Origin of the sequence: Kutzneria viridogrisea DSM 43870 (genome assembly GCF_000525635.1) — a bacterium.
Classification (GTDB): domain Bacteria; phylum Actinomycetota; class Actinomycetes; order Mycobacteriales; family Pseudonocardiaceae; genus Kutzneria; species Kutzneria viridogrisea.
Genome location: NZ_CP007155.1, coordinates 8,457,374 through 8,472,486 on the forward strand (window position 1 = coordinate 8,457,374; position 15,113 = coordinate 8,472,486).

At 72.3% G+C, this 15,113-nt stretch carries 14 protein-coding genes; 5 read left to right on the top strand and 9 right to left on the bottom strand.

The window, feature by feature from the left end; all coding sequences use genetic code 11:
* Positions 1-346: 346 nt before the first annotated feature.
* From KALB_RS36770 to KALB_RS36780, 3 genes are all read left to right on the top strand, one after another.
* The gene (locus KALB_RS36770) at positions 347-1,108 is read left to right on the top strand and encodes a class I SAM-dependent methyltransferase (RefSeq protein ID WP_030111912.1); all 762 of its coding nucleotides are present in this window, start codon (positions 347-349) and stop codon (positions 1,106-1,108) included.
* The gene (locus KALB_RS36775; RefSeq protein ID WP_025360677.1) at positions 1,105-2,613 is read left to right on the top strand and encodes a 1,4-alpha-glucan branching protein domain-containing protein; all 1,509 of its coding nucleotides are present in this window, start codon (positions 1,105-1,107) and stop codon (positions 2,611-2,613) included. Before KALB_RS36770 ends, KALB_RS36775 begins: the two co-directional genes overlap by 4 nt.
* 144 nt (positions 2,614-2,757) lie before the next feature.
* Positions 2,758-4,008 (top strand): glycosyltransferase family 4 protein, encoded by a 1,251-nt coding sequence (locus tag KALB_RS36780; RefSeq protein ID WP_025360678.1) that lies wholly within the window; start codon positions 2,758-2,760, stop codon positions 4,006-4,008.
* 166 nt (positions 4,009-4,174) lie between these two features.
* Here KALB_RS36780 and KALB_RS36785 read toward each other — a convergent pair whose 3' ends face one another.
* Complete coding sequence (locus tag KALB_RS36785; RefSeq protein WP_025360679.1) at positions 4,175-4,921, bottom strand: acyltransferase; 747 nt, start codon at positions 4,919-4,921, stop codon at positions 4,175-4,177.
* Between the two features lie 11 nt (positions 4,922-4,932).
* On the opposite strand from KALB_RS36785, the gene KALB_RS36790 reads away from it, so the two are divergent.
* Positions 4,933-5,871 carry a nucleoside hydrolase gene (locus tag KALB_RS36790; protein ID WP_025360680.1) on the top strand — a complete coding sequence of 313 codons (939 nt, stop codon included), beginning with the start codon at positions 4,933-4,935 and terminating at the stop codon, positions 5,869-5,871.
* 168 nt (positions 5,872-6,039) lie between these two features.
* On the opposite strand, the gene KALB_RS36795 is transcribed toward KALB_RS36790, so the two are convergent.
* Genes KALB_RS36795 through KALB_RS36820 form a run of 6 tightly spaced genes read right to left on the bottom strand, consistent with a single transcriptional unit; the run spans position 6,040 to position 11,278 of the window.
* Entirely contained in the window at positions 6,040-6,813 is a 774-nt protein-coding gene (locus tag KALB_RS36795; protein ID WP_025360681.1) for an HAD family acid phosphatase, read from the bottom strand.
* A 17-nt stretch (positions 6,814-6,830) separates the two neighbouring features.
* Positions 6,831-7,448: a DUF4232 domain-containing protein gene (locus KALB_RS36800; protein WP_025360682.1), complete on the bottom strand. Its 618-nt coding sequence runs from the start codon at positions 7,446-7,448 to the stop codon at positions 6,831-6,833.
* 28 nt (positions 7,449-7,476) lie between these two features.
* Positions 7,477-8,676, bottom strand: a complete 1,200-nt coding sequence (locus tag KALB_RS36805; protein WP_025360683.1) for a THUMP-like domain-containing protein — start codon at positions 8,674-8,676, stop codon at positions 7,477-7,479.
* Positions 8,676-9,635, bottom strand: coding sequence for a class I SAM-dependent methyltransferase (locus tag KALB_RS36810; protein WP_025360684.1), 960 nt, complete (start codon positions 9,633-9,635; stop codon positions 8,676-8,678). The genes KALB_RS36805 and KALB_RS36810 overlap by 1 nt, the downstream gene beginning before the upstream one ends.
* A complete protein-coding gene (locus KALB_RS36815) occupies positions 9,625-10,404 on the bottom strand; it encodes an enoyl-CoA hydratase/isomerase family protein (RefSeq protein WP_025360685.1) in 780 nt (259 codons plus the stop codon). The genes KALB_RS36810 and KALB_RS36815 overlap by 11 nt, the downstream gene beginning before the upstream one ends.
* A 34-nt stretch (positions 10,405-10,438) precedes the next feature.
* Positions 10,439-11,278, bottom strand: coding sequence for an ABC transporter ATP-binding protein (locus tag KALB_RS36820; RefSeq protein WP_025360686.1), 840 nt, complete (start codon positions 11,276-11,278; stop codon positions 10,439-10,441).
* Between the two features lie 88 nt (positions 11,279-11,366).
* Between KALB_RS36820 and glgX the strand changes: the two genes are divergently transcribed.
* Positions 11,367-13,466 (top strand): glycogen debranching protein GlgX, encoded by a 2,100-nt coding sequence (gene glgX, locus KALB_RS36825; protein ID WP_148310006.1) that lies wholly within the window; start codon positions 11,367-11,369, stop codon positions 13,464-13,466.
* Positions 13,467-13,661: 195 nt separating this feature from the next.
* Here the strand turns inward: glgX and KALB_RS36830 are convergent, their stop codons facing one another.
* Together KALB_RS36830 and KALB_RS36835 are read right to left on the bottom strand one after the other, a co-directional pair.
* Positions 13,662-14,462 carry a VOC family protein gene (locus tag KALB_RS36830; RefSeq protein ID WP_025360688.1) on the bottom strand — a complete coding sequence of 267 codons (801 nt, stop codon included), beginning with the start codon at positions 14,460-14,462 and terminating at the stop codon, positions 13,662-13,664.
* The gene (locus KALB_RS36835; RefSeq protein ID WP_025360689.1) at positions 14,459-14,986 is read right to left on the bottom strand and encodes an RNA polymerase sigma factor; all 528 of its coding nucleotides are present in this window, start codon (positions 14,984-14,986) and stop codon (positions 14,459-14,461) included. Before KALB_RS36835 ends, KALB_RS36830 begins: the two co-directional genes overlap by 4 nt.
* Positions 14,987-15,113: the final 127 nt, after the last annotated feature.

The following is a 15,113-nucleotide window of genomic DNA, read 5'->3' on the forward strand; positions in this document are numbered from 1 at the left end:
ACGTTCAACGTCCCAAAGGGCACCTTCGTGGCGTTGCCAGCGAGGTCCACGGCGCCACCCTGCCTCGCCTCGATGCCCTGAAGGTGCCCTTCGCGACACCCAACGCCGCGAAAGGCACCTTCGCGGCGGGCGAGCACCCACCGACGCCCCACCCCACCCCGGCCATGCCCCGAAAGTGCCCTTCGCGACACCCAATGCCGCGAAGGGCACCTTCATGACGGGTGGCAACCGCGCGGGGACGCTGGGCTGGGGACTCCCACCCCCTTCCGATACCGTTTCGACTCGTAATACGCACCGGTAGCGTGGCGGGCGTCGTGGTGTCGGCAGCAGCAGGGAGTGGACCATCTTGCAGGTTGACGCAGGTCAGACGGCAGGGCTGCCGCTCACCGGGGAGCGCACGGTGCCCGGTATCGAGGTCGAGAACTACTGGTTCAGGCGACACGAGGCGGCATATCTAGCGCTGGCCGAGCACTGCGCGGGCGCGGTGGTGCTGGAGGCGGGCTGTGGCGAGGGGTACGGCGCGGACCTGCTGGCGGGGGTGGCGGCGCGGGTCATCGCGCTGGACTACGACGAGCTGACGGCGGCGCACGTGGGCCGCGCCTACCCGCGGCTGGACGTGCTGCGCGGCAACCTGGCGTGCCTGCCGCTGGCCGACTCCTCGGTGGACGTGGTGGCCAACCTCCAGGTGATCGAGCACCTATGGGACCAGGAGGGCTTCCTGCTGGAGTGCCTGCGCGTGCTGCGCCCCGGCGGCAGGCTGATCGTGACCACGCCGAACCGGATCACCTTCTCTCCCGGCCGGGACACCCCGCTGAACCCGTTCCACACCAGGGAGTTGTCCGGGTCCGAATTGGACGGTCTGCTGCGGGACGCGGGATTCACCGTGCAGCTGCTCGCCGGACTCGGACACGGCCCGGCGCTGCGCGAACTGGATGCGCGGCTGGGCGGTTCGATCATCGACGCCCAGGTGGAGGTGGCGGTGTCCGGCGCGCCGTGGAGCGCCGAACTGCTGGCGGCGGTGAGCTCGGTGACCAGCGAGGACTTCGAGATCAGCGAGCAGGACGTGGACGCGAGCCTGGACCTGGTGGCCGTGGCGGTGAAGCCGTGACCCGGGAGGGCACGTTCTGCCTGGTGGTGCACAGCCACCTGCCCTGGCTGGCGCACCACGGTTCCTGGCCGGTCGGCGAGGAATGGCTGTACCAGGCGTGGGCGCACTCCTACCTGCCGGTGGTCGACCTGCTGCGCCGCTACGCCGAACAGGGTCGTGAGGACGTGCTGACCCTGGGCGTCACCCCGGTGCTCGCGGCGCAACTGGACGACCCGTACTGCCTGCGCGGGGTGCACGACTGGATCGGCAACTGGCAGCTGCGCGCCCACTACGCGGCAACCCGTTGGCAGCGCTCGGATCCACGGCTGCGCGAGTTGGCCGCCGCCGAGCACCGCCAGTCGGCGTGGGCACTGCACGAGTTCGAAACCCGTTGGCGGCACGGCTTCTCCCCGGTACTGCGCCCGCTGGTGGACTCGGGCGTGATCGAACTGCTCGGCGGCCCGGCGACGCACCCGTTCCAGCCGCTGCTGGACCAGCGGGTCCGCGCCTTCGCCCTGGACACCGGCCTGGCGGACACGGCCTCGCGGATCGGTCGGCGGCCCGCGGGCATCTGGGCCCCGGAGTGCGGCTATTCCCCTGGCATGGAACGGGATTACGCGGCCGCGGGCGTGCAGCGCTTCCTCGTGGACGGTCCCGCGCTGCACGGGGACACGGCGGCGGCCCGCCCGGTCGGCGACAGCGAGGTGCTGTGCTTCGGCCGCGATCTCGAAGTGACGTACCGGGTCTGGTCGCCGAAGGCCGGGTACCCCGGTGACGCCGTGTACCGCGACTTCCACACGTTCGACCACCCGTCCGGGCTCAAGCCCTCCGCGGTGACCGGACGCAGCGTGCCGCCGGAGCAGAAACGGCCGTACGAACCGGAGTTGGCTGCCGAGGCGGTGCGACGCCACGCCGCCGACTTCGTGGACACGGTGGTGCGGAGGCTGAGGTCGCTGCGCGAGCGGGACGGCAAGCCGGGTCTGGTCGTCGCGGCCTACGACACCGAGTTGTTCGGGCACTGGTGGCACGAGGGCCCCGCGTGGCTGGACGCCGTGCTGACCGCCTTGCCCGAGGCCGGGGTGCGGGTCACCACGCTGCGTGGCGCGCTGGAGGCCGGTCACGTGGGCGAGCCGGTCGACCTGCCCGCCTCCTCCTGGGGTTCCGGCAAGGACTGGCGGGTCTGGGACGGGGAGCAGGTCGCCGACCTGGTGCGGTCCAACACCGAGTTGCAGCGCACCCTGCTGGCCACGCTGCGGCCCAGCGAGGTGCGCGACCCGGTGGCCGACCAGTTGGTGCGCGAGGCGCTGCTGGCACTGTCCAGCGACTGGGCGTTCATGGTCACCAAGGACTCGGCCGCCGACTACGCCAGGCACCGGGCGTCGACGCACACCGCGCGCTTCTCCCACCTGGTCGACCTGATCAATTCGGGTGATCGGGCCAAGGCCGCCGACATCGCCCGCGACCTGCGGTCGGAGGACGGCCCGTTCGGAGCTCTGGACGCTCGACGGGTGCCGCTGACCGGGTGAGCTGGCCGCTCGCGTCCTCGCCGCGGACGATCCGGCACGACCTGGGCCACCGGCGTGGGCGCTCCCCTGCACTGGTCCGGCCGCCCGGCCGAGGAGGCTACCGGTGAGTAGGCGCGCGGCCGGGCGTGCGAGGATCGTCCGGTCATGCGCATCCTGATGCTCTCGTGGGAGTACCCACCGGTCGTGGTCGGCGGGCTTGGCCGACACGTGCACGCGCTCGCCCGCAAGCTCGCGGAGCAGGGCCACGAGGTCGCCGTGCTGTGCCGCCAGCCCACCGGCAGCGACGCGAGTACGCACCCCACCACCGACGTGCTGTCGGAGGGGGTGCGGGTGATCCGCGTCGCCGAGGACCCGCCGCACCTGGTGTTCGAGCGCGACCTGGTGGCCTGGACCCTGGCCATGGGGCACGCCATGATCCGCGCCGGGCGCGAACTGGTGGCGGACTGGCGGCCCGAGGTCGTGCACGCCCACGACTGGCTGGTCACCCATCCAGCCGTGGCGCTGGCCGAGGCGGCGGGCGTGCCGCTGGTGGCCACCGTGCACGCCACCGAGGCGGGCAGGCACAGCGGCTGGCTGTCCCAGCCGCTCAACCAGCAGGTGCACTCGGTGGAGTGGTGGCTGGCCAACCGCGCCGACCACCTGATCACCTGCTCCGCGGCGATGCGCGCCGAGGTGGCCCACCTGTTCGACGTGGACCCGGACACCGTCACCGTGCTGCACAACGGGATCGAGCCGCGGCGCTGGCGGGTGCGCCCCGCCGAGGTCGCGCAGGCCCGTGAGCGGCACGGCAGCCCCGACGCGCCGCTGCTGCTGTTCTTCGGGCGCCTGGAGTGGGAGAAGGGCGTCCAGGACCTGATCGGCGCACTGCCCAGGATCCGGCGCAGCCACCCCGGCGCGCGGCTGGTCGTGGCCGGTACCGGCAGTCACGCCGAGTGGCTGGCCGACCAGGCCCGCAAGCATCGCGTGCTGCGCGCCGTGGAGTTCGCGGGTCACCTGTCCGACCGCGAGCTGGCCGCCACGCTGGCCGCCGCCGACGCCGTGGTGCTGCCCAGCAGGTACGAGCCGTTCGGCATCGTCGCGCTGGAGGCCGCCGCCGCGGGCACCCCACTGGTGGCCTCCACTGCGGGCGGTCTGGGCGAGGTCGTCGTGGACGGCAGGACGGGGTCCTCGTTCGCGCCCGGGGACGTGGACGGGCTGACCGCCGCCGTGCGCGGGGTGCTGGCGGACCCGGCCGCCGCGCAGCGCCGGGCCCGCGCCGCGAAGGCCAGGCTGGGCACCGACTTCGACTGGGGCCGCATCGCCGAGGGCACCGCGGCCGTCTACGCCGCCGCCGAGGTGCGCGAGCACGCTCCGCTGGGCCGCCCCAAGATCGCCACCGGCAACGCCTTCCAGTAGCGGCGACACGCCGCTGCCGCAACCGAATTACGCCGTACCGCTGGCGCCGACACGCGCTACCGGAAGCGCCGACACGCGCAGGAACCCCGCGTGTCGGCGCTTCGTGAGCGGTGTGTCGGCGCTTCCCGTACGGCGTATTTCCGCTCCGGGTGCGCCGTAGCGCCGTTCAGCCCTCGGTCAGGGACTGCTTCAGCGCCTCCTCGGCCTTGCGGGCCATGTCGGCGACCGCGGCGCGGCGCTCGGCGTCGGCCTCGTAGTCGGCGCGGCGGTCGCGCACGACGCGGGCCGGGGTGCCGACCGCGATCGAGTAGTCCGGGATCTCGCCGCGGGCCACCGCGTGCGCACCGAGCACGCAGCCGCGGCCCATGCGCGTACCGCGCAGCACCGTGGTCTTGGCGCCCAGCCAACAGTCCGGCCCGATGCGGACCGGGGACTTGACGATGCCCTGGTCCTTGATCGGCAGGGTGATGTCGGACACCACGTGGTCGAAGTCGCAGATGTAGACCCAGTCGGCGACCAGCGTGGCCGCGCCCAGCTCGATGTCCAGGTAGCAGTTGACGGTGTTGTCCTTGCCGAACACCGCCTTGTCGCCGATGCGCAGCGAGCCCTCGTGGCAGCGGATGGAGTTGCCGTCCCCGATGTGCACCCAGCGGCCGACCTCCAGCCGCCCGTAGCCGGGACGGCAGTGCAGTTCCACGTTGCGCCCCAGGAAGACCATGCCGCGCAGCACCACGTGCGGGTTGGCCAGCCGGAAGCGCAGCAGCCGCCAGTACCGGACCAGGTACCAGGGCGTGTAGGCGCGGTGCCGGAGCACCCAGCGCAGCGAGGCCAGTGTCAGGAACCTGACCTGTTGCGGGTCCCGGCGCCGCGCCCTCCGACGGGAAGCCAGCGAAGCGCCCCACATGCTCGTCATAGGGTCACCGTATGGCCCCTCTGATCATCGACACCGATCCGGGTATCGACGACGCCTTCGCGATCGCCCTCGCCGCGGCCAGCCCCGAGGTCGACCTGCTCGCGGTGACCACGGTGTTCGGCAACGTCCCGCTGGCCCACACCACCGCCAACGCGCTGCGCCTGCTGGAGTTGTGCGGGCGCGGCGAGGTGCCGGTGGCCGCGGGCGCCGACCGGCCGCTGGTGCACCCCCAGCCGTACAGCGCGTTCCGGGTGCACGGCGAGGACGGCCTGTCCGGGCTGGCGCACACCCTGCCCGAACCCAGCCGCGACGTGCACGAACTCGGCGCCGTCGAGCTGATGGCCGACCTGCTGCGGGCAGCCGCCGAGCCGGTGGTCATCGCCCCGATCGGCCCGCTGACCAACATCGCCCTGCTGCTGGCCACCCACCCCGAGCTCAAGCCCCGCATCGCCCGGCTGGTGATCATGGGCGGCGGGCTGGACGGGGGCAACACCACCTCGGCCGCCGAGTTCAACATCTGGAGCGACCCCGAGGCCGCCCGCCGCGTGCTCGTCGAGGAGGACGTGCCCGCCACGCTCGTGCCGGTGGACCTGACCCGGCGCTGCGCCGTGGACGCGGCCTGGCTGGACCGGCTCGACACCGGCGGGGCCGTCGCCCGCGCGCTGAACGTGCTGACCCCCAGCTATCGCGCGTCCTACCAGCGTTCGCTCGGCTGGGACGGGCTCGTGCTGCACGACGCCGTGGCCCTGGCCGAGGCCATCCGGCCCGGCATCCTGCACACCCAGGGCTACCCGCTGGACGTGGAGTGCTCGCTCGGCCCCTCGCGCGGCGCCACCGTGGTCGACCGGCGCCTCTCCCGCGATCCCGAGGCGCCCACCGTGGACGTGGCCGTGGACACCGAGCTCGACGCCCTGCGCACCTTCATCCTGGAGCGGTTGCTGGCCTTCTGACCCCAGTCAGCCCCCCACCCTCTCCGGGGGGCGTCCCCAACTCAAGTCTACCGCCTCCCGCCCCGCGAACTGCCCGGAACGGCACACCTGTGGACAACTGGGGTGCCTGTGGACAACTCGTCGGGGCGGGAGGCGTTTGCGCAGGTCAAGACCTGTCAAGGGCAGATTTCAGGGCAGGTAGTACATGGGGTTGGGCAGCTTGACCGGGCGCTCGGCGTGGCCGCCGTCAAGATCGCTGAACTGGTCTCCGAGGTTGAGCACCACGGTGTCGCCGAGCGACTCGATGTGCTGCCGGGTCAGCGACTTGTACTGCGTGGTGGTGCAGGTCGGCGCGCAGGTCAGGTACCCGGGCACGGCCCCACCGGCCTCGGGCTTGAGGAAGGCACCGGCAGGGGCGGGGTAGCCCTCGTTGGCGAGGTCCTTCAGCGTGGCGGCGCGCTGGTGCTCCGGGCGGCCGGTGAGGAAGTAGACCTTCACCCCGTGCTGGGCGGCCCAGTTGGCCAGCTTCAGGGTGGGCTGGATCGCGGGGAACTCGCCGTTGTCGATGGCCTGCTCGGCGGCAGCGGCGTTGTAGCCGAAGTCGTGGTCGGCCTCCCACCCGTAGGTCAGCTCGGAGGTGTCGTCCACGTCGAGCACGATGGCGGGGTTGTGCACCCGCTGGGACAGCCGCCTGGCCAGGTAGGACTGCCCCTCGGCGACGGCGCGGGCGGCCTGCCGGGCCCACTCGCTGGAGTCGGCGGCGTGGTGGTGGCCGGAGGCGTCCACGCTGTCCCCGTAGTAGGCCTTGACGTCGTTCTTGACCTGACCGAGGTTCGCGGGCTGGCGCCCGAAGCCCGGGGTGTCAGGGGTCTGCTGGGACCCGACCGCCACGGCCCCGCCGGCGAGCAGGCCGGCGAGGACGGCGATGGCGGTGATCTTCACGGATCTGGCGCGTGTGGTCATCGCCAGACCCTAGACGACTACTGGCCCACTGCCTTGATGGTCAACGGGGTCTGGTTCGGGACCGTCTTGGAACAGGCCTGGCCGTCCAGCGGGACAAAAACGGCAGCGGTGTTGTCCGGCGGGTAGACGCGCAACCCGCGCACCTCGGTCGGAGCGCACTGCGCGGGGTCGTACAGGCCCACGTTGGTGCGGCTCAGGTCGGCGGAGGTCTGCTTGCCGGGGGCCAGGGTCACGGTGGCGCCACCGGACTGCACGCGGGTGGCCGGGTCGCCGACCTGCGAGCCGTTGTCACCGGTCACGAAGGACACGCCGGGATATCCCGTGATGGTGCAGTCCTTGCCGCTGGTGTTGGTGAACACGATCGGGGTGAAGGCGTGCCCGGCCCCGGCATCGCCCTGCCCGAGCGTGACCTTCAGGTCGGCGGTCGTGCACTTGGCTGGACCACTGGACTTGGTGTCACCGCCACCGGAGGCGCTGCTCGCGGGCGAACTCCCACTGGTGGTCGGCGAACTCGTGGAACCGCTGGTGGCGGCGGAATCCGCGCTGGTGTTCGTCGTGCGCGCACCGCACGCCGTGGTCAGCACACCCACCGCCAGCACACCCACCGCCAGCGAAGCACCGATCGACCTGGTCATTGGTCATCGCCTCCAGACGTACTCTGCCTCAGGAGTACCCGTTCTCAGGACGTTCCACACCCGTCCTGGTTGCGTGGCACAGGATCGCGGTCGGCGTGCGGCCGATCCTGGTCAGCACCACGGTGGCCTCGGTGGGACCGGACAGTTTCAGCCTGGGCCGCAGCGTGTTCGGGTCCACGTCCAGCCCGCGCACCAGGATCTCCAGCCTCCCGACCTCGTGCCTGCGCAGCACCGCCCGCAGCGCCTTCTCCGTGTAGTGCCCGTGCTCCACGACCCGGAATGCCCTGATGCCCGGCGGCGGCCGGTCGCCGGTGAGGTAGGCGATGTGCGGGTCCAGCTGCCCCAGGCCGTGCCTGGCCGCGTAGTGCCGCACCAGACCGGCCCGCACGACGGCACCGTCCGGGTCCACCACCCACTCACCGACCGTCCGAACCGGACAGTCGTCGGGTTCCTCCTCGGTAATCGTCCACTGTGGAGATCCGGTCCGCAACACGGTGGCCCGCCTGCGGGTGGTGGCCAGCGAGCCGGTCCACAGACAGGCTTCCCGCACCTGGCCGTCCAGTGAGACCAGCTCGATCTCCCGCGCCCAGTCCACGGCCTCGAAGTCCAGTCCTGGCGCGCACTTCACCGCCAGCTCGCGACCGCGGTGCGCCGCGACCAGCTCGTCCAGCGAGGGCACCAGGTCGGCGGCCCGCCACTTGCGCCTGCCCGAGGCGTCCCGGCGGGCCGGGTCGGCGACCACGACCCCGGCCGTGGACACGGGGCGCAGCGCGTCGGCGCGGACCAGCAGCGGGTCGACCCCGGCGCGGGCGCAGTTGTGCCGCGCCATGGCCAACCGGATCGGGTCCAGGTCCGAGCCGATGCAGCGGCGGGCCACCCGGCCGAGCACGGTCAGGTCCGCACCGATGGAACAGGTCACGTCGTGCACGTCGCGGTCACGCAGCCGCTCGGCCCGATGCAGCGCCACGGGCGTGGGCGTAGCCTGTTGCAAAGCGGCGTCGGTGAACAGCCAATCGTCCGCAGTGGACAGTTTGGCGAGCGACTTCCGGCGCAGCACAGCGGTTTCCAGCACAGCCGAGGCATACTCGGGAACCAGCTTGCGCGCGGCGGCGACATCGGCCAGCCGCGAGGCCGGGCTCAGCTCGAACCCGGCCGCGACGGCCAGCGCCTCGCGCCCCGCCGCCGAGGTCAGGAACGCGACGTCGGCGGCGGAGAACTCGTAGCCCACTACTTGGTGCCGGTCACCAGCACGTTGTAGAACAGCTCACGCGGGATGACCCCGGTCAGCAGCTTCTCGTCCACCCAGGACAGCCGCTGCCATGTCTTGTACGCGAACATGGCCCAGCCGAACCCGAGCTTCTCCCTCGGCACGGCGGCCTCGAAGGTGCGCACCGGCCAGCCGAACAGGGCCGCCGACAGCTCCTCGGTCACCGCCCGCACCTGCTGCGCCCCTGCGGCACGGGCCGTGGCCTCCAGCGCCGCGGGGTCGAAGGTGTGCAGGTCCACCACGGCCTCCAGGGCCGCGGCACGCGAGGACTCGTCCAGCTCCTCCTGCGGGCGCCGCCAGGAGTTCAGCAGCGGCACCTTGGTCAGGTTGGTGGTCAGCCACCACGTGACCTGCCCGAGCTTGCGCGCGTAGAAGTCGCCGACCTTGGTGGGCTCACCGGCGAACACGAAACGCCCGCCGGGCTTGAGCACCCGCAGCACCTCGCGCATGGCCGCCTCCACGTCGGGGATGTGGTGCAGCACCGCGTGCCCGACGACCAGGTCGAAGGTGTTGTCCTCGTACGGGATGCGCTCGGCGTCGGCGACCCGGCCGTCCACGTCCAGGCCGAGGTTCTCGGCGTTGCGCAGGGCCACCTGCACCATGCCGGGCGACAGGTCGGTGACCGAGCCCTTCTTGATCACGCCGCCCTGCATCAGGTTCAGCAGGAAGAAGCCCGTGCCGCTGCCCAGCTCCAGCGCGTGCTCGTAGGGCCAGTCCCGGTCACCGGCCACCAGCCGGAACCGGTCGGTGGCGTAGTCGATGCAGCGCTGGTCGTAGGAGATCGACCACTTCTCGTCGTAGGTGCCCGCCTCCCAGTCGTGGTAGAGCACGTTGGCCAGCTTGGGGTCGTCCCAGGCGGCCTGCACCTGCTCGGCGGTGGCGTGCGGGTTGGGCGCCGGGTCCTGGGTGTCACCTGCCACTGAAGTTCGCCTTTCCCGGTCCGTTCTCGATGAACGACCGCATGCCGGTCTTCTGGTCCTCGGTGGCGAACAGCGCGGAGAACAGGTGGCTCTCCAGCTTGAGGCCGCTGGCCAGGTCCCCGTCCAGCCCGCCGTCGATGGCGGCCTTGGCCGCGGCCAGCGCCCGGCCCGCCGCGCCGACGAACTGCTCGGCCCAGCGCCGCGCCGCCGCGTACACCTCGTCGGGGGCGACCACCTCGTCGACCATGCCGATGCGCAGCGCCTCCTCGGCGCCCACGAACCGGCCGGTGTAGATCAGGTCCTTGGCCCGGCTCGGGCCGACCAGCCGGGCCAGCCGCTGGGTGCCGCCCATGCCGGGGATGATGCCGAGCAGGATCTCCGGCTGCCCCACCTTGGCGTTGTCCCCGGCGATCCGCCGGTCGCAGCACAGGGCGAGCTCGAAACCGCCACCCAGCGCGTAGCCGGTGATCGCGGCCACGGTGGGCTTGGGGATCTCGGCCACGGCGCCCACCGCGCTGGACAGCTGCTGGGCCCGCGCCGAGATCTCGGTGTAGGACAGCTCGGCCATCTCCTTGATGTCCGCGCCTGCCGCGAACACCTTCTGGCCGCCGTAGACGATCACCGCCCGCACGTCCTCCCGGCTGGACGCCTCCGCCGACGCGGCCCGGATCTCCTCCTGGAGCTGCATGTTCAGCGCGTTCATCGGCGGGCGCTCCAAGCGGATGGTGCCCACTCCGCCCTCAACTTCGAGCCGGACGAACTCTCCCAAGGCCCTGTCCCTTCACTGGTCGGGAGGACGAACGTTACCCCTCAGTAGCAACCGCGCCAGTGCGGCGCCTGGCGAAGAACCGGTCACCGAACCGGTCCAGCTCCAGGTCCTGGCCGAAGGTGGCGGACAGGTTCTCCGCCGTGATCACGTCGCTGATCAGGCCCTGGGCCACGACCCCGCCCTCGCGCAGCAGCAGGGCGTGGGTGAAGCCCGGCGGGATCTCCTCCACGTGGTGGGTGACAAGCACCATCGCCGGGGCGTCCGGGTCCAGCGCGAACTCCGAGAGCCGGGCCACCAGGTCCTCGCGTCCGCCCAGGTCCAGCCCGGCCGCGGGCTCGTCCAGCAGCAGCATCTCGGGATCGGTCATCAGCGCCCTGGCGATCAGCGTTCGCTTGCGCTCGCCCTCACTGAGCGTGCCGAACAGCCGGTCGGCCAGGTGCTTGATGCCCAGCGCGGCGAGCAGCTCCTCGGCCCGGCCGATGTCCATCGAGTCGTACTGCTCGCGCCAGCGGCCGATCACCCCGTAGCCCGCGCTGACCACGACGTCGCTGACCTTCTCCTCCGGCGGCACGCGGGCGGCCAGCGCCGCGGAGCACAGGCCGATCCTGGGCCTGAGCTCGAACACGTCGGTGCGCCCCAGCTTCTCCCCCAGCACGTGCACCGTGCCGGTGGTGGGGTGCAGCTCGGCCCCGGCCAGCCGCAGCAGGGTGGTCTTGCCGGCGCCGTTGGGACCGAGCACCACCCAACGTTCGTCCAGCTCCACGCTCCAGTCGATGCCCCGCACCAGCGAGGTGCGCCCACGACGGACGGTGACACCAGCCATCCGCACGACAAGATCGCTGTCTTCACTGATCTGCTCGGTCACGCGCCCCATTGTTCACAACACGCCTGGGTGAGCCTGGCACCGGGGCCACGGCTCCTGGAAGATCACGGGGGTGTCCACGAACCCCGTCCCCGATCCCATGGTCCTAGCAGGCAGGCCGTTCCCGCTGGGAGCGCACCCGGAGGCAGGAGGTGTGCGGTTCGCGGTGGCCTCCTCCGGCGCGGAGGCGGTGCAGGTCTGCCTGATCGGGCAGGAGGGCGACGAGCGGCGCGTGGAGCTGACAGAGCGCACGTTCGGCGTGTGGCACGGGGTGGTGCACGGCGTGCTGCCCGGCCAGCGCTACGGCTACCGGGTGCACGGCCCGTACGACCCGGGGCGTGGCCTTCGCCACAACCCGGCGAAGCTGCTGGTGGACCCGTACGCGACCCGCATCACGGGCGGGCTGACCGACCTGGACGCGGCGCTGGGCTACCAGGGCGACCCGATGACCGGCCCGCCCTCGGTCACCGACTCGCTGGGCAGCGTGCCGCTGTCGGTGGTCACCTCACCGGGCGGTCCCGACACCGGGGTGCGGCCCGAGGTGCCGTTCGAGGAGTCGGTGATCTACGAGCTGCACGTGCGGGGCTTCACCCGCAACCACCCCGACGTGCCCGAACGGCAGCGCGGCACGTACCTGGGGCTGGCCCACCCCGCCGTGCTGGAGCACCTGGCGCGGCTGGGCGTGACCGCCGTGGAGCTGATCCCCGTGCACACCTTCGTGGACGAGCCCTCGCTGGTCCGCGCGGGCAGGCACAACTACTGGGGCTACTCCCCGCTGGGCTACTTCGCCCCGCACGCGGCCTACGCCAGCGAACCGGGCCGCGAGGTGGAGGAGTTCCGGACCATGGTGTCCTCGCTGCACGCGGTGGGCATCGAGGTGATCGTGGACGTGGTGTTCAACCACACCTGCGAGGCCGGGATCGAGGGGCCCACGCTGAGCTTCCGCGGGCTGGACGCGCCCGCCTACTACGCGCAGGACGGGGACGGGCACGGCCTGGACATCACCGGCTGCGGCAACACCCTGGACGCGGGCTCGCCCACGGTGGTGCGGATGGTCACCGACTCGCTGCGGTACTGGTCGCAGGAGCTGGGCGTGGACGGCTTCCGCTTCGACCTGGCCAGCGTGCTGGGCAGGCCGGGCGCGGGCCCGTTCGACCCGAACGCCGCCCTGCTGACGGCCATCGCCTGCGACCCGGTGCTGTCGCGGGCCAAGCTGATCGCCGAGCCCTGGGACGCCACCGGGGAGGGCTACCGGGTCGGCGCGTTCGGCGTGCAGTGGGCGGAGTGGAACGGCCGGTACCGGGACACCGTCCGGGACTTCTGGCGCGGGGCGGTGGGCGTGCGCGACCTGGCGTACCGGCTGTCGGGCTCCTCCGACCTGTACTCCGACGACGGCAGGCGGCCCTGGGCCTCGATCAACTTCGTCACCGCGCACGACGGGTTCACCCTGCGCGACCTGGTGTCGTACAACGACAAGCACAACGAGGACAACGGCGAGGACAACCGGGACGGCACCAACGACAACCGGTCCTGGAACTGCGGGGCCGAGGGCGAGACCCAGGACGCGGGCGTGCTGGCCTTACGCGCGCGGCAGGCCCGCAACCTGCTGGCGACCCTGCTGCTGTCCACCGGTACGCCCATGCTGACCGCCGGGGACGAGTCCTGGCGCACCCAGGGCGGCAACAACAACGCCTACTGCCAGGACAACGCCGTGTCCTGGGTCGACTGGACGCTGACCGAGGCGGCCAGGGACCTGCGGGCGTTCACCCAGCGGGTCGTGGGCATCCGCGCCGCCTCGCCCGCGCTGCGCCAGCCGCAGTTCTTCGACGGCCGGATCACCCAGAGCGGGGACCCGGACCTGGTGTGGCTGCGGCCGGACGGCACGGAACTGGCCGAGACCGACTGGTTCGACGACGCGCGGCGCACCCTGGGCGTGTGGATCGACGGCTCGAACTGCCTGTCCCGCACCAAGGCCGGTGAGCTGGTCTCCGACCACTCCTGGCTGCTGGTGCTGCACGCGGGCGCCGACCCGGTGGGCTTCACCCTGCCCTCGGCCGAGTACGGGCCGGTGTTCGAGCCGGTGCTGGACACCGGGACCCCGGATGGCGCGCCCGGCGACACATCCCCGTTGCCGTCCGGCGCGCACATCCAGGTCCCCGGCAGGACGACGCTACTGCTCCGGGTCCCCCGCCACGGTTAGCCGGGCACCTGCCCAGGTGGCACGGCGTGCCCCGCTCCGCGCACGGCTGGGCGGGACTCGCGCGCGGCTGGACGGGACACGCCGGTTCGCCGAACGGGACACGCCGGGTCGTCGGTGTGTCCCGCTCTCCGGAGCGCGAGTCCCGCCCACAGGTGCGCGAGTCCCGCGCTGCCGAACGCGAGTCCCGCGCTGGCCTCAGAACTGGCCGAGGTAGAACGGGGTGCCCTGGTCGTCGGCGCACAGCGCGCTGAGCCCGTACGGCTGCCGGGACACCTCGCCCGCGGTCCCGCCCGCCCGGTCCACCGCCGCGACGGCCTCGGCGATGTCGGCCACGTGGTACATCGGCACCACGCGGGGCTGGTCGTGGCCGCCGTGCATGCCGGTCATCGGCCGCACCTGGTCCACGCCCCAGCCGTCCTCGTGCCGCCCCGGGCTGAACGTCCAGCCGAACACCGCCGAGTAGAAGGCCCGCGCTCGCGCCGAGTCGACCACCTCGTAGGTCAGGTACGCGATCTCCCCCGGCTGGGAGTCGGCGGCTGGCCTGGGGCCGATCTCGTGCAGCGCGAAGGGCAGGCCCTCGCTGTCGGCGCACAGCGCGCTGAGCCCGTACGACTGGCGGGTGGGCTCCTCGGCGGTGCCGCCAGCCTCACGGATCCGGCGCACGGTGTCGGCGAGATCGGTGACGCCGTGGCTCAGGAACGTGCCGTGGTAGCTCTGGCCGTCGGCGAGGCCGAGGTGCTGGCGCAGGCCGAGCACCTGGTGGTGTCCGGACTGCACGCGCCAGCCGAGCACGGCGCCGTAGAACGCCTCGGCGCGTTCGACCTCGGGGGTCCAGACCGAGGCGTAACCGACCTCGCCCTGCACGGAATCGGTCGTTGTGGACATGGCTCCTCCTAGTAGGGCCTGTTCGAGCAGGGCACGCAGGCGCGCGGCGAAGCGCGGGTCCGGGTCGACCGGCACGAGCGGTTCGCGCAGCGCGTCGAGCGGATCGGTCATCGGGTGCCCTCCTCTCGGCTCTGGTACGCGGCGCGGAAAGCCGTCCGCGCGCGGACGAGCAGGGCCTCGGTGGCGTGCACGGTGCGGCCGAGGTTGTGGGCGACCTCGGGCACGGGCAAGCCGTCGAGGTAGCGCAGGGTCAGTGCGGCGCGGTGGTGCGCCCCGAGCTCGTCGAGCACCTCGCGGGCCAGCATCGCGTCCAGCCGCCGGTCCCACGGGTCCTCCGGCTCGGCGGGCTCCGCGCTGATCACCCGCAGCCCGCGCGCCTCCCGCTCCAGCCGCCGCCAGTGGTCCACCAGCTTGTTGCGGGCCACCGTCACCAGCCAGCCGGTGGTCAGCTCCGGTGGCCGCTCGCGGCGGCACGCGTCCACCGCCGCGAGGAAGACCTCAGCGGTCAGGTCCTCGGCCAGCGCCTGCTCCCGGCAGCGGGCGAGCAGGTAGCCGTAGACCTGGGGCAGCGCCTGCTCGTACAGATCGAGCAGCGCGAAACCCGGGTCCGGGCGCACCCTCGGCCGTTGCTCCATGTCCCTTCATCGTCCCGGGGGCCGGTACTCCGACGCCTGACAACCCCACAACCTTCACGCGATGGGGGAATTCCGCGAAGAAGGCTGAGATGCTACAGCGAGCGACCAGGCGAGCACGCGCGGCGAA

Bases quoted from the DNA above. Each gene is read 5' to 3' on its own strand.
- KALB_RS36835 (WP_025360689.1), bottom strand. From the start codon at position 14,986: ATGGAGCAACGGCCGAGGGTGCGCCCGGACCCGGGTTTCGCGCTGCTC.
- KALB_RS36820 (WP_025360686.1), bottom strand. From the start codon at position 11,278: ATGGGGCGCGTGACCGAGCAGATCAGTGAAGACAGCGATCTTGTCGTG.
- glgX (WP_148310006.1), top strand. From the start codon at position 11,367: ATGGTCCTAGCAGGCAGGCCGTTCCCGCTGGGAGCGCACCCGGAGGCA.
- KALB_RS36800 (WP_025360682.1), bottom strand. From the start codon at position 7,448: ATGACCAGGTCGATCGGTGCTTCGCTGGCGGTGGGTGTGCTGGCGGTG.
- KALB_RS36830 (WP_025360688.1), bottom strand. From the start codon at position 14,462: ATGACCGATCCGCTCGACGCGCTGCGCGAACCGCTCGTGCCGGTCGAC.
- KALB_RS36790 (WP_025360680.1), top strand. From the start codon at position 4,933: ATGGCCCCTCTGATCATCGACACCGATCCGGGTATCGACGACGCCTTC.
- KALB_RS36780 (WP_025360678.1), top strand. From the start codon at position 2,758: ATGCGCATCCTGATGCTCTCGTGGGAGTACCCACCGGTCGTGGTCGGC.
- KALB_RS36795 (WP_025360681.1), bottom strand. From the start codon at position 6,813: ATGACCACACGCGCCAGATCCGTGAAGATCACCGCCATCGCCGTCCTC.
- KALB_RS36785 (WP_025360679.1), bottom strand. From the start codon at position 4,921: ATGACGAGCATGTGGGGCGCTTCGCTGGCTTCCCGTCGGAGGGCGCGG.